This window comes from Pelatocladus sp. BLCC-F211 (genome assembly GCF_041928655.1).
Classification (GTDB): domain Bacteria; phylum Cyanobacteriota; class Cyanobacteriia; order Cyanobacteriales; family Nostocaceae; genus Pelatocladus.
Genome location: NZ_JBHFLM010000130.1, coordinates 14,885 through 28,392 on the forward strand (window position 1 = coordinate 14,885; position 13,508 = coordinate 28,392).

9 protein-coding genes are annotated in these 13,508 nt (G+C 40.1%); 5 read left to right on the plus strand and 4 right to left on the minus strand.

Annotated elements, in window-relative coordinates; translation table 11 throughout:
- The first annotated feature begins 11 nt into the window (after positions 1 to 11).
- The 3 genes from ACE1AT_RS16180 to ACE1AT_RS16190 all read left to right on the plus strand — a co-directional run bounded on the left by ACE1AT_RS16180 (position 12) and on the right by ACE1AT_RS16190 (position 4,392).
- Entirely contained in the window at positions 12 to 2,849 is a 2,838-nt protein-coding gene (locus ACE1AT_RS16180; RefSeq protein ID WP_374870074.1) for a GAF domain-containing protein, read from the plus strand.
- 377 nt (positions 2,850 to 3,226) lie between these two features.
- Positions 3,227 to 3,397, plus strand: a complete 171-nt coding sequence (locus ACE1AT_RS16185; protein WP_374870059.1) for a DUF2256 domain-containing protein — start codon at positions 3,227 to 3,229, stop codon at positions 3,395 to 3,397.
- Positions 3,398 to 3,432: 35 nt separating this feature from the next.
- Positions 3,433 to 4,392, plus strand: coding sequence for an isoaspartyl peptidase/L-asparaginase (locus tag ACE1AT_RS16190; protein WP_374870061.1), 960 nt, complete (start codon positions 3,433 to 3,435; stop codon positions 4,390 to 4,392).
- A gap of 89 nt (positions 4,393 to 4,481) precedes the next feature.
- Here ACE1AT_RS16190 and glmU read toward each other — a convergent pair whose 3' ends face one another.
- The 3 genes from glmU to ACE1AT_RS16205 form a co-directional block, all read right to left on the minus strand.
- Complete coding sequence (gene glmU, locus ACE1AT_RS16195; RefSeq protein ID WP_374870063.1) at positions 4,482 to 5,867, minus strand: bifunctional UDP-N-acetylglucosamine diphosphorylase/glucosamine-1-phosphate N-acetyltransferase GlmU; 1,386 nt, start codon at positions 5,865 to 5,867, stop codon at positions 4,482 to 4,484.
- An 85-nt stretch (positions 5,868 to 5,952) separates the two neighbouring features.
- Complete coding sequence (locus ACE1AT_RS16200) at positions 5,953 to 7,182, minus strand: two-component system response regulator (protein WP_374870065.1); 1,230 nt, start codon at positions 7,180 to 7,182, stop codon at positions 5,953 to 5,955.
- 547 nt (positions 7,183 to 7,729) lie between these two features.
- Positions 7,730 to 8,743: a tRNA (5-methylaminomethyl-2-thiouridine)(34)-methyltransferase MnmD gene (locus ACE1AT_RS16205; RefSeq protein ID WP_374870067.1), complete on the minus strand. Its 1,014-nt coding sequence runs from the start codon at positions 8,741 to 8,743 to the stop codon at positions 7,730 to 7,732.
- A gap of 89 nt (positions 8,744 to 8,832) precedes the next feature.
- Here ACE1AT_RS16205 and ACE1AT_RS16210 point away from each other — a divergent pair, with 89 nt between their 5' ends.
- Complete coding sequence (locus ACE1AT_RS16210; protein ID WP_374870068.1) at positions 8,833 to 9,648, plus strand: sulfurtransferase; 816 nt, start codon at positions 8,833 to 8,835, stop codon at positions 9,646 to 9,648.
- A 96-nt stretch (positions 9,649 to 9,744) separates the two neighbouring features.
- Here ACE1AT_RS16210 and ACE1AT_RS16215 read toward each other — a convergent pair whose 3' ends face one another.
- Entirely contained in the window at positions 9,745 to 11,178 is a 1,434-nt protein-coding gene (locus ACE1AT_RS16215) for a hypothetical protein (protein WP_374870070.1), read from the minus strand.
- 486 nt (positions 11,179 to 11,664) lie between these two features.
- Here ACE1AT_RS16215 and ACE1AT_RS16220 point away from each other — a divergent pair.
- Positions 11,665 to 13,508 (plus strand): FecR domain-containing protein (locus tag ACE1AT_RS16220; protein WP_374870072.1); only part of this gene is annotated, 1,844 nt, incomplete at its 3' end.

Sequence of the window (13,508 nt, forward strand, 5' to 3'; positions counted from 1 at the left end):
ACGGTAATCAGATGAGGCAGCAACAAAAATTTACAGCCGCCGAAGAACAAATCATTTCCTTGGGACGAGTTCTGCAAAGTCTCAGGGAAGAAGGTGATATTGATGGTCTGATTGCAACTACGATTTCTTATCTGCAAGAGCAGTTTGAATACAGTCTGATTTGGATTGCTCTGTATGATCGCCTCAATCATATATTGTTTGGTCAAGGTGGCGTCATCCCCGGTAGTAATACCAGTTGCTTAAAACAACGTGTAGTTCTCAATCCGGGGGATTTGTTAGAGCAAGTAGTAATTGAACAGCGCCCTTTGGGTGTAGCTGATTTACGAACTGAGACGCGGATTGAAGAATGGCAATCTTTAGCTCAAAAATTCAATATCCAAGGAACAATAGTAATTCCTATTTGCTATAAAAACTTCTGTTTGGGTTTAGTTTTACTCGGTTCTGAACGCTGGGGTTACTTGCTGGGTGGAGAAGCTAGAGCCAGACTGATGATGCTTGTAGGGGAATTGGGGGCTGAACTTTATGAAAGAGAAATTGATTTGCAGCACAAGCAAACTAAGCGCCTCGATGAACCATTACTAAAATTACTGGAAAATCTGCAAACTTTGAATCATTTAGAGCAAAGACTAGAAGCAGTTATAGAAGCAACTCATGCATTTGTTCTACCTAAGCGTACAAATATTTACTGGTTTAATAGGGAAGGCCATTTCTTTTGGCGGCGATTGATCAACAAAAGTAATAGTCGAAATTTTCTGCATGAGGAAGCCACAGCAAAAATTACAGTACACGAACTGAGTGATTTTTATCTTGCTTTGTCAGTCAATGAAATAGTTTGGATTGGCGAAGGACGCAGTTCATTAAAAAGCAATTTCACTGTGAAGTTGTTGCAACGTTTTGGAGTACGCAGTTTGTTAGCAGCTCCTATTATCTGGCAAAAAGATTTGCTGGGCTTTTTGACTGTGGAAAGTATTGAACCGCGAATTTGGACAGAAGCAGAAAAAAACTTTACCAAAAGTGCTGCTGGCTTAACTTCTCTTGTTGCTCCTTTGGAGGAGACAGAAAACACTATTACACAAATTCAAAACGATGCTTACCTGACTGGTCAAATTGCTCAAGGTATTTATAGTAATTATGAGATTCAAGAAATTTTAGATATTTGTGCAGCTAAAGTTTTGCAACGCTTGCTTGCAAGTCGCTTTTGGTTATTAAATTACGATTTTGACCAAAATAATTATCGATTTTTTTACCAACATCAACCCCATAATCGCCGTCCTCTAGTATCTAATTTAGAAGCTCTAAAAGATGTAGATTGGCAGCTTTTGTTACGTTCCACAGAGGCGGTAGCGATTGAGAATTTGGAAACAGATTTACGGTTTTTTAATTGGCATCCCTACTTATTAGAAAATGGAGTGCGATCGCTTGTAATTTGTAATTGTAATTTTGGTCAAGAACCCCAACTTTTGTTGGCAATTACTACAGAAAATCATCATAGTTGGACATCACTAGAAAAAGAATTAGTACAAGTTGTGGCTCAACAGCTTGGTGTAACTATCCGCCAATACCAGTTGCATCAAAAAACCGAGCAACAGCAGAAAATTTTGCAAAGCTTTCAGCAATCTCTGAGGATTATCGAACAATCCCAAGATTCCAAAACCCAAACCATCCTAAATTTAGAACGTGCAGCCCTCGAACAAATCGCTGCAATTCTCAATTGCTCACTGACGATATTACTATCTTGGCAACCGGGAGATCATGCGGCAAAAATCATACCTGGATTTATTGCCAACTCTGAATTTCAGATTGCGAGCGACATACTAATTCCACTTCAAACTGAAGCTTTGATTCAGTGGGCATTAATTACAGATGATATTTTAGCCATCACAGCTAACGATTTACCTGTTGAAACTCAAAATTGGTTAAATGGTGCTGGTATTGGTCAAATTTTAGTGATTGCATTACGCACCACTGTTGATTATCAACCTACAGGTGTGATGATCATTGCTGATCATTGGCAGCGTCGATGGTCTGAAGAAATTACATATACTATGAAAACTCTAGTTTGTCAACTAGCTTGGTCACGGCGATGGCTGCAAATCAGCCAAATGTTAGAGTCTCGGACAGAAGAATTGAGACAACTTAATTGGTACAAACATCGGCGTTTAGAAGATATTCAAAGAACCATGACCCAATTACTTAGGCAAATGGATGATTTGGGTATTCCTACCAACGAACTAACTCACATGCGCTACCAGCAATTAGTACGGCAATTAGATCACAGTACAGCCTCAATGACAGATTTGTTAAAACTAGAACTATGGCAGATGCAGATGAGTTGGGAAAGCGTACCTGTACCAAGTTTACTCAAGCGATCGCTCGAACGAGTTGATCATTTACTCAAACAACAAAAACTATGGGTAGGTGTACATGGTTTGGGAGAAAACGAAGGTGAAGAGTCATCCAAAAATTATTCGCTTTTACCTCACTCTTCCTTGGCGATCGCTGGTGACATAGTAAAGATAGAATTAATCCTCCATGAGTTACTAGTTTCTGCCTGTCACCGTTCCACAACACTTGGCAGAATAGACATTTGGTGTCGTCGCCTAGATGAAGATTTCCTTGAAATATCAATTACCGATAATGGTGAAATTGAATCACAGTTGCTAACAGAACTGCATCAAGATACACCCAAAGATATACTTGCTCCCTCCAGGCTTGAGCAACTACCCGGTTTACATTTAGTAATCTGCCAAAAACTCATACAGCAACTAGGTGGAGAATTGAATTTCTATCAATTACCAGATGGTCGCATAGTTAGCCGCTTACTATTACCGTTGGCACGTAGTAATTAGTGGACACGGAGGACATGGAGGACACAGAGAATATTTTTGATAGATTCTCCGTGTCTGCTGCTCTCCCTTGTCACCGCATCTTCTCTCGATCCCTGATCCCCTATTAGTATGTATCGAGAGAAAAATATAACTGGTTATACAGTAAATTTATATACAGAAACAAGACCGAATAATTGCTTTTATTGAGTCATTCAAAATCAGGGTTAAAAAAAAATTAATTACTGAATCAAGGTCTTAACCAAACTATTTCAGAATTGATGAATTTGCAATTCTAAATTCCGCATTCCGGATTCTAAAAGTCATCTACATCTGTAACAAACAGCTATAATTGATTTCCATCTCAAGTGGAATCGATTTTGAACTAGCACAGTAGAAATATGGGACGTAGCCGTTCTAAATCTGACTTGCCTACAAAAATTTGTCCGGTATGTCAGCGTCCGTTTACGTGGCGCAAAAAATGGGCAGATTGTTGGGATGAGGTGAAATACTGTTCAGAACGCTGTCGTCGTCGCCGTTCTACGGCTGAAGAGCAAAATAATGAATTGTAAAAATACTTAGATTCAAATTACACAAATCAAGGGGGATGAAGACACAGGTGCAACCTAAGTTAATTATTCATGGGGGGGCTGGTAGTTCTTTACATGGAAAAGGCGGAGTAGAAGCGGTACGTCATTCACTTCATAAAGTTATAGAAGAAGTGTATTCTCTTTTACTGTCTGGTGCAACTGCGAAAGAGGCAGTAGTGCGCGGGTGTCAATTGTTAGAAGATGACCCCCGTTTTAATGCGGGTACTGGTTCAGTACTGCAATCAGATGGTCAAATCCGCATGAGTGCTGCTTTGATGGATGGTACAACTCAAAGCTTTAGTGGTGTAATCAATGTTTCACGGGTGAAAAATCCCATCGATTTGGCAAAAGCTTTACAAAGTTCTCCAGACCGAGTGCTGTCTGATTATGGTGCAGCCGAGTTGGCGCGGGAATTACAAATTCCTAGCTATAACGCTTTAACTGATTTGCGCTTGCAAGAGTGGATTCAAGAACGCCAGCAAAATTTTAAAAGTACAATGGCTGGCGTAGTTGCAGAACCAGAACTAGTGGAAACCAGCAGCGCTCGCCGTGGCACAATTGGTGTTGTCGCTTTAGATACCAATGGTCAAATAGTAGTTGGTACTTCTACTGGTGGCAAAGGGTTTGAAAGGATTGGGCGTGTCAGTGATTCTGCTATGCCTGCTGGTAATTATGCAACCAAGTATGCTGGTGTTAGTTGCACTGGTATTGGAGAAGACATCATTGATGAATGCCTAGCAGCAAAGATAGTGGTGCGTGTTACCGATGGGATGTCACTAAAAGAAGCCATGAAGCGCTCATTTGCAGAAGCTTATGAGAATAAGCGGGATTTTGGAGCGATCGCCTTAGATGCAACTGGGGCGATCGCTTGGGGAAAAACTAGCCAAGCCCTACTCGCGGCTTTTCACGACGGCGAAAAAATAGGTGACACACTCGAACTTCCTGAAAGTACAGAAGTTGGGTGTATTGAGAATTAGGGATCGGGGATCGGGCAGTTATCAGTTATCAAATTAAACTGTTAACTGATAGCTGATAACTGCCAGCCCATTCTTATAACCTGATATTATCAACTTGGGTTTTTTGGTTGCTGGTTTTGGGCTGAACGTTTTTTTGACACCCAACCTGATTTTACCACTTGGCGCTCACGAGCAATTACTAAGCAATCATCAGGGACATCTTCTGTGATTGTGGAACCTGCTGCTACGTAAACATCATCTCCAAGAGTGATTGGTGCAATTAAGACAGTATTACAACCTGTGCCAGTGCGATCGCCTATTTTAGTTGGGTGTTTTTTCACACCGTCGTAATTGGCAGTAATAGTACCTGCACCAATATTGACTTGATTTCCAGTTGTGGTATCACCCAAGTAAGATAGGTGAGCAACATTAGTCTGTTCACCTAGTTTGGTATTTTTTAATTCCACAAAATTACCAACCCGACATTTAGCACCAACTTCTGCGTGTCCGCGTAGATGGGCATAAGGGCCGATGCGGCTACCAGCTTGGACAGTACTATCCGTCACTACTGAATACAGGACAGTGACATTTTCACTGATTTGGCTATTTTCAATCAAACTACCAGGCCCAATACGACAGCCCGTCTGAATTACCGTATTTCCACGTAAGTGAGTTTGTGGTTCAATAGTTACATCTGGTTGTAACTCTACAGTATCGTCAATGGTGGTGCTGGCAGGATCAATAATGGTAACACCTGCGACCATCCATTTTTCCTTAATACGCCTTTGCAAAATTTCGTAGGCAGACGCTAATTGTAGGCGATCATTAATCCCCAAAATTTCTTGGTAATCTTCTACATTTACCGCCATAACTGGAGAAACTTGAGTGACAGCATCAGTAAGATAATATTCTTTTTGAGCATTATTTGTTTGTAAGTGCGGCAATACTTTAGCCAAATCTTCCCAACGGAAACAGTACACACCCGCATTGATACAGCTATTTTGTCTTTGGGCGGGAGTACAATCCTTTTCTTCAACAATTTTCTGCACAATATTATCACCATCACAAAAAACACGTCCATAGCCTTTGGGATTGCTGAGGTACGCAGTTAAAATAGTGGCGGCGTTTTGTTTTTCTCGGTGTGTTTGTAGGAGATTTTGCAGAGTTTCGGTGCGTAGTAAAGGCACATCACCGTTAAGTATCAGTACATCGCCGCCATATCCCTCTAAGTAAGGAAGCAATTGCTGAATAGCATGACCTGTTCCTAGCTGTACACTCTGTTCTACAAACTCTAGATCGGGAATTGACAGCATCGCTGCTTTGACTTCTTCAGCCTGATACCCTACAATTAGCATCTGTCGTGAAGGGGAAAGCGGTTGGACAGTTTCGATTACTCTCTCAACAAGCGATCGCCCACCCAAAGAATGTAAAACTTTGGGAAGGTTGGATTTCATCCGTGTCCCACGTCCTGCCGCTAAAATTGCTACAACTACCATAATTAGCTATCAGCCAAGTGAATTGCGTTGATTGACCTTGGTACTTTAAGATTCAGCCTCAAATCATACCACTAACAACTAACCACTATTGTTGATAACTGCGAATAAATTCTGCAAACTGCTGCATGAGGTAAGGATTGCGCCATCCCTTGGCTGTTTCTTCTTGCATAACAGCAAGTGCTTCTTCTGGAGAAAAAGCAACTTTATAAGGTCGTTCGCTAGTCAAAGCATCATAAATATCAATGAGTTGAAATATTTGTGCTAGGTAGGGAATTTTTTCGCCCTTGAGTCCATCTGGATAACCCGATCCGTCCCAACGCTCGTGGTGATGGCGAATTATAGGAATAACGCCTTGCATACTGCGTAAAGGCTGACAGATTTTTTCACCAATTAAAACGTGCTGCCTCATTATCTCCCATTCTTCGGAGGTGAGTTTTCCTTTTTTGAGTAGCACAGAGTCAGGAATTCCTACCTTACCAATATCGTGAAGATAACCACCCCACATCAAATCCCGCATTTGATTGCGTGAGAGATTCAAGTATTCACCAAAAGCTTTTCCTAGTTTGACTAGTCGTTCACAATGATCCCCAGTATTAGGATCGCGACTTTCAATAGACCTAGCGATAGAAAATAAAACTTGTTCAGCATGGTCTAAATCTTCATTTAGACGCTTCTGTTTCACCAATGATTTGACACGCGCTGCTAATTCTACACGGTCAAAAGGCTTACTCAAAAAATCATCTGCGCCGACTTCTATACCCCGAATACGCGATCGCCGATCATTTAAAGCTGTGACAAAAATAATTGGTATGAGTCGTGTACTCTCATCCTGCTTTAGTAACTGGCATACTTCAAAACCATCAATACCTGGCATCATTACATCTAGCAAAATTAAATCTGGTTGGTGTTGAATTACCAAATCAACAGCGCTAGAACCACTATCTGCTTCAATTACTTCATAGCCTTCCATTGCCAACAAGGCAACAGCAGTCATGCGACTGGCTGCATGGTCATCTACGACTAAGACTTTTGGGGTATCTGAATCAAAACCATTCACTTTAGACTCTTTGTCTGGTTGTATTTTAGATTCCAGTGCATCGTAATTGACATTAACACAAGTTTTGCTCCAACAAGAGGACAAGGCTTCTGTCTGTTCAATGCTGAGGTTTTGTTTAGATAACTCCCAAGAATAATTTTCTGCATTTGGTAATGCTACAGCATAATTAGAGCCTATATTATTCACATTGTTTAGGAGGTTTAAATCACTAACTATTTCTTCGGTAGAGACTGCAACCTTGGATGTCCATTGAATCACAAAGTCACTCCAATTTTCAAAATAAGTTAACAAAATGAGTCTTCAAAAACCAGTGTAGTTCTTGAGTGTCTTTAAGTCTGGATTTTTATATGCTTGCTTAAGTGAAACAAGCAAGTTATTTATTTTTTGTAATTGCTATGATGATTTGTTGATTTTTATTTTATTTCATAAAAATGAAATGTTGTTGTCAACAATTATTGCTTGTAATTTCAGCATTACAACTCGTGCAAATGTTAAATCAGGTTTTTTACAGATATTTCTTGACATGGTAGAAGCAAATAATTTCATTGTTCTTGACTTTTATTTCAAAATTAAACAATTTAAATCATAGTTTTAGCTTCGAGTATATTCGTTACTGAGCTAATGAGAATTATGAAACTATAGGAGGCACGAACAAGCAGTGACTAATTACTTAGGTTGTCAGTGATTGAAGTCACAAAAATCATAACTGTTATTGATTATTACAAAAGTATACACTGAAGGAGTAAAAATTATTACACTCAGCTAATATTTATTTTTTCCCATACATAGTTAAGATAATTGTATCTTATTTAACACTAATCTTAATTCTCTCTGATTCCCAACGTTTTCGCCAACGAGATGTTGGTTCAAGCGAAGAAGCTTGTTGTTCTTGTTGTCGCCGCCTAAGTATAACTTCGGTAGAGTCTGTCAATTGAGAATCACGATAAGGAATAGCAGCGCGAGTCTGTAAATGTTCTATTTCTGCTTGTGAGAGAGGCGGTAAAAAGGCGGAGAGTGGGGGACGTGGGGACACGGAGAGTATTGTTGATAGATTCTCTGCGTCACCGCGTCCCCATGTCACCGTGTCCTCTTGATTCACCGTATCGCCATGTTCCCCTGTCTCCATGTCCTCTTTATAGGCTGCAACAGTACCAGGCGATCGCCTCCCAACTGGTGGACTCGAACCTATTTGTAATCCAGCTGCTAAAAGTGCTGTACGTACAGCCGCAGCACAAGAATATGTAGCTAAGATCCCATCATTTTGCAAACACAAAGCCAGCCATTGAATAAATTCAATAGTCCACAATTGCGGACATTGAGGTGGTGAAAAAGGGTCAAGAAAAATTGCATCAGCTTGAAAACCAGATGCGTACACTTGCTGAATAGTGTTTCTAGCATCACCTATGAGTAAGCTCGCTTTGAGATGATTTGTTTGTACTTTTTGTTCATAAGCTAGGTAATTAAGTATATTAATATACTCATAATTCCAGTTTTCGTATAAGTGATGAGCGATCGCAGTTTGGGGTACAACGGTATTTATTTCTAAACCAATTACTTCCACATCACAATCAGGATTAACAGACCAAATTGTTTGCAAGGCGGCAGCTGTGTTGTATCCTAATCCATAACAAACATCCAACAGCCGCAACATCGGTTTACACTTGGCTTTTACAGCCAGTTGAGTAGGTTCAACAAACTTTAAAAAACTCTCTTGCTTGGCTCCATAATGGCTATGAAAAGACTCACCAAACTCTTGAGAAAAGAAAGTGAAAGAACCATCTGCCGTCAGTTCAGGTGTAAAGTTATCTAATTCTGACATTGTTTTAGTGAGCAATTAGTCGTTAGTTGTTGGTTATTAGTTATTGGTTGTTAAGTATTCTCCCTTGTCCCCCGTGTCCCCAATCCCCCATGACCAAAATAATCGTTTCTCGTGAATGGTTACTAGAACATCTTGGAGATCCAGAAGTCGTAATAGTGGATTGTCGCTTTTCTCTGGCCGATCCACAACTGGGAAAACAGCAGTACCAAACCAGCCATATTCAACGTGCTTACTATCTAGACCTCAATAGCGATCTTTCTAGTCCTGTAGAAGAACATGGGGGAAGACATCCTTTACCTAATCCTGATCAATTAGCTGACAAATTATCAACCATCGGAGTAAATTTCCAAAAAACTCTAGTTGTAGCCTACGATGATTCTCACCTTGCTTTTGCGTCTCGATTGTGGTGGTTATTGCGCTATCTTGGTCATGAACAAGTGGTGGTTCTAGATGGTGGTTTTAGCGAGTGGCAAAAAGCCAACTACCCTGTTACAGATATCATCCCTCAATCTGAGGAAAAAAGTAATTTTGCTTATGCGCTGCAAACACAGATGGTAGTGGATCGTCAAATGGTAATCAATCGTAAAGATTTACCTGGAGTAGCTTTAGTAGATTCACGAGAAAGCGATCGCTACCTTGGTATTCGTGAACCCATTGATAAAATAGCTGGTCATATTCCTGGCGCAGTTAACTATCCTTGGTTAGAAGTTACCGACAGCAAAGGTTATTTACTTCCACCACAAGAACAAACTCACCGTTGGTTACAGCTAAAACAAGCAGAGGAAATTATAGTTTATTGTGGTTCTGGCGTCACTGCTTGTGTAAATTTACTATCTTTAGAATTAGCAGAGATTCACACGGGTAAACTTTACGCAGGTAGTTGGAGTGATTGGATTAGTTATTAGTCAATGGTCAATGGTCAATGGTCAATGGTCAATCGACAAAATATTAAACTTTTGACAATTGACACTGGACAATTGACAATTGACAATTGATGATTTTCAAAATCGACCCAATTCTAAATTATAGTTAATACCCAAAAACCAACCATCAAAATCTATATTGCTCTCGGTAGAGTTACCTAATGTGAAACCGGCTTGTACACTCACATTACTATTTTTAGATATTCCATAATTTAGATGGCCAAATAATCGACTATATAAGTCTTCTCGTTCGTATTCTGTAAAATTGGATAAACTAAATTGATAGTCAACACCAGCTTGGAGAGACTTGTGTAGATAATAATTCAGAGAAAGCCAGAAGAAATTAATTATTCGGTCACGGTCTTCCGGGGGATCGGTGAGACTAAGACGAAATTCATAAAAGCTATCTAGTGTGAGTTTTTGTGATATAATATCTCGCCGTCCTAAAGCTAGCCGCAGGACATTCTCACCCAAAAAGCGATCGCCATCATCAAAGTTACTATTATCTCTAGCATAGAAAAGCTGTTGATTACTCCAACCGATTTCACCATACATTTGCGGTGTAAATCTCTGCTGAAGATTCAGATTGAATCTCACCTGATTATAGTTATATTCTGATTGATCCAAGTAACGAATTAAGTAACCATCAACAGATCCATTGATAAAAGTTTTTTTCCCCAAGGGAAAAGAAATAGATCCAAGCGTTAGTCCAGAATAAATTAAGCTATCTTCAATTGGAACCACTGCTGATGAAAAAATGTTACTGCTATAGAAATAGCCAATACGAGCCAATAAATAGCCTACAGGTTTGAATTGATTTGATGGTTGTTCTACAGATGGAAGTTGTGGTTGTTCTGGGTTCGGTGTGACTTCTCGTAGTCTCAGTTTACCGAGTTCTTCATCAAAACTTGATTCTGGCGAATTTGATTCTGGTGGTAAATAGTTACCCTTGAGGCGCTGTATCAATCTTTGCAGTCTTTGTTCCCTTTCTGTCTCTGATGTTGCCAAACCTTGTTCTACTTGTGTAGAGGAGGGTTTGGGAGTATAGTTTGGCTGTGTTTCTAACTGTGGAAGTTCACTTGGCTGATCAATCTGCTCAGGAGAATTTTTTGGTGTAGACTCTGGTTGTAGAGTAGGTGATTTTTGCGTACTCTGAGAGTATAATTTTAGTGACTTACCTGTAGAAAAGATAGTAGCAGTCGAAAATACAGGAACATTTTCTTCTTTTTCAGGGACTACATCGTTTGTTGGGACATCTACCCTGTCTATCAAGCTTAATGACCACAAAAGCTTTGATTTTGAACTGAAGCTTTCTAGTGGTGAATGCTGATATGGTTGATTCGTAATTTGATCAACTGGCAAAAAAGGCGCTTTTGCTCCTAAATTGTCTCCAAAATTACTCAAACTTGAATTTGCAGCCCCTACCGCGTCAACACTAATGAAATACCAGTTGACGCCACTAGAGGCCAACAAAACCTTGATCAAAAAAATTTTCCAGCCCTTGGGTTGCATACTAAAATCTGTTTTCTAAAAATTAGACCCATAAGCTTCCTTAGAAGTTCCTGCCTAGTATTTAGTCAAATAACATTGACAGGTGGGAAAAGGGTAAACAGTTAAGAGAAAAGGTTTGATTTTTAAAATGTAACCCGTCTCGTAACCAAATTATCTGCCAATTTGAAATTGGTGATGTAACATGAATATTTTGTATTTTGAGCGACTTCTGTCATTGTAAATGATTATTTATGTGATTCATTATTTCCAAACAATGATATAATTTCCCTCCAGTAATATTATTAGCAAAATTTTTCTGATAATATTTAAATAATTTTAGTAATCGTCTATTTGCATGTTTTTATATATTGAAAAATTAAATGTATTTCAACAAAAAATCATAGGAGAATCTTGCTATAGCAAGGATAATTAAGAAACGTAAAATTTTAATTTAAAAGCTTATTTTATACTGCTTTGGCATTAGTGAAATTACCGAGGCTCCAAAACATGTTTCGTAAATTACTCCCATTCTTGGTAGCTGGCTGCTGGGGAACTGCGGTGTTACCTTTGCCAGAACAGGCTACTGCTGCAACACCTCTAACCAGGGCTGTGATCCAAAATCTTCGTAATGTAGTACAGATCATGCCCTACAAGCAACCTAAGCGTCGGGCGCGCAAATCAGATGCTATAATCCCAGGGGATGGGCTGTCCACTGGTAGAGCCTCTCTAGCAGAGTTGCGTTTTAATGATGGTTCTTTAGCAAGAGTTGGAGAACAAGCAATATTTCGATTCTTACCAAAGACACGGAATTTTCGCTTGACCAATGGTACTGTCTTGCTACTGATTCCGCCAGGACAGGGACGAACACGGGTAAACACACCAAACGCAGCAGCAGCAATTCGTGGTTCCGCATTATTTGTCCGCTACGATGAAAAAAAAGATACTACAGTCGTAGCAGCATTAACAAATAGTGGTATTGAAGTTTTCAATAAAGATGGTTCCCAGGGTCGGGAACTAAAAGCAGGCCAAATGCTTGTTGTAGTTAAAGGTCAATTTCAAGGGTTGTACGATTTTGACCTGAGAACTTTTTATGAGACTAGCGATATGGTACGAGGGTTGGATTTACCTCGACAGCAACAATCAAATCCAGATCCGGCGATCGCTAAAGTTCAAGCTGAAACAGCCGAAGCTGTGAGTTCCCAACAACCAGTTACTGGTCAAAAAGTCATAGAAAATCCATCTTTCGTAAAGCTAACCCCCACTATTTCAGATTCTTCTAGTAACACCGATAGCACAAAAACTTCTACAAACTCCTCTCGCACATCAGGACAAAACGGGACAAACACAACACAACAGAAGGATAGTAATAACCAACAAACTAGTACACAGTCAACAAATAACACTACTAATTCCAACAATAATTCCAACAATAATTCCAACAACCAAAAAACACCCACACAGACAAACACAAGCGACCAAAATAATTCCAACAACCAAAAAACACCCACACAGACAAACACAAGCGACCAAAATAATTCCAACAACCAAAAAACACCCACACAGACAGACACGACTGACCAAAAGAAAGTAGACACTCCACCACCCGTTCCTGATTCCGCCACACCAAACACAAGTGACAAACCGAAATCAGGTACACCTTCATCAACTTCTAATTCAACGGGATCAAATAACCCCGAACCACAAACATCTACACCTCCATCAAATTCAACAGGTTCAAACACAACCCCAGCGCCATCAAACTCAACAGGTTCAAACACAAGCCCCGAACCACAAACATCTACACCTCCATCAAATTCAACAGGTTCAAACACAACCCCCGAACCACAAACATCTACACCTCCATCAAATTCAACAGGTTCAAACACAAGCCCAGCGCCATCAAATTCAACAGGTTCAAACACAAGCCCCGAACCACAAACATCTACACCTCCATCAAATTCAACAGGTTCAAACACAAGCCCCGAACCACAAACATCTACACCTCCATCAAACTCAACAGGTTCAAACACAAGCCCCGAACCACAAACATCTACACCTCCATCAAATTCAACAGGTTCAAACACAACTCCAGAACCACAACAAACACCTCCTACTCCAGTTGAATCGACTGGAGTCAACACAACTCCAGAACCACAAAAAACACCTCCTACCCCAGTTGAATCGACTGGAGTCAACACAACTCCAGAACCACAAAAAACACCTCCTACTCCAGTTGAATCGACTGGAGTCAACACAACTCCAGAACCACAACAAACACCTCCTACTCCAGTTGAATCGACTGGAGTCAACACAACTCCAGAACCACAACAAACACCTCCTACTCCAGTTGA

What these genes read in the sequence shown, in the direction of transcription:
- ACE1AT_RS16180 (WP_374870074.1), top strand. Translation starts at nt 12, where the DNA reads ATGAGGCAGCAACAAAAATTTACAGCCGCCGAAGAACAAATCATTTCC.
- ACE1AT_RS16185 (WP_374870059.1), top strand. Translation starts at nt 3,227, where the DNA reads ATGGGACGTAGCCGTTCTAAATCTGACTTGCCTACAAAAATTTGTCCG.
- ACE1AT_RS16190 (WP_374870061.1), top strand. Translation starts at nt 3,433, where the DNA reads ATGAAGACACAGGTGCAACCTAAGTTAATTATTCATGGGGGGGCTGGT.
- glmU (WP_374870063.1), bottom strand. Translation starts at nt 5,867, where the DNA reads ATGGTAGTTGTAGCAATTTTAGCGGCAGGACGTGGGACACGGATGAAA.
- ACE1AT_RS16205 (WP_374870067.1), bottom strand. Translation starts at nt 8,743, where the DNA reads ATGTCAGAATTAGATAACTTTACACCTGAACTGACGGCAGATGGTTCT.
- ACE1AT_RS16210 (WP_374870068.1), top strand. Translation starts at nt 8,833, where the DNA reads ATGACCAAAATAATCGTTTCTCGTGAATGGTTACTAGAACATCTTGGA.
- ACE1AT_RS16215 (WP_374870070.1), bottom strand. Translation starts at nt 11,178, where the DNA reads ATGCAACCCAAGGGCTGGAAAATTTTTTTGATCAAGGTTTTGTTGGCC.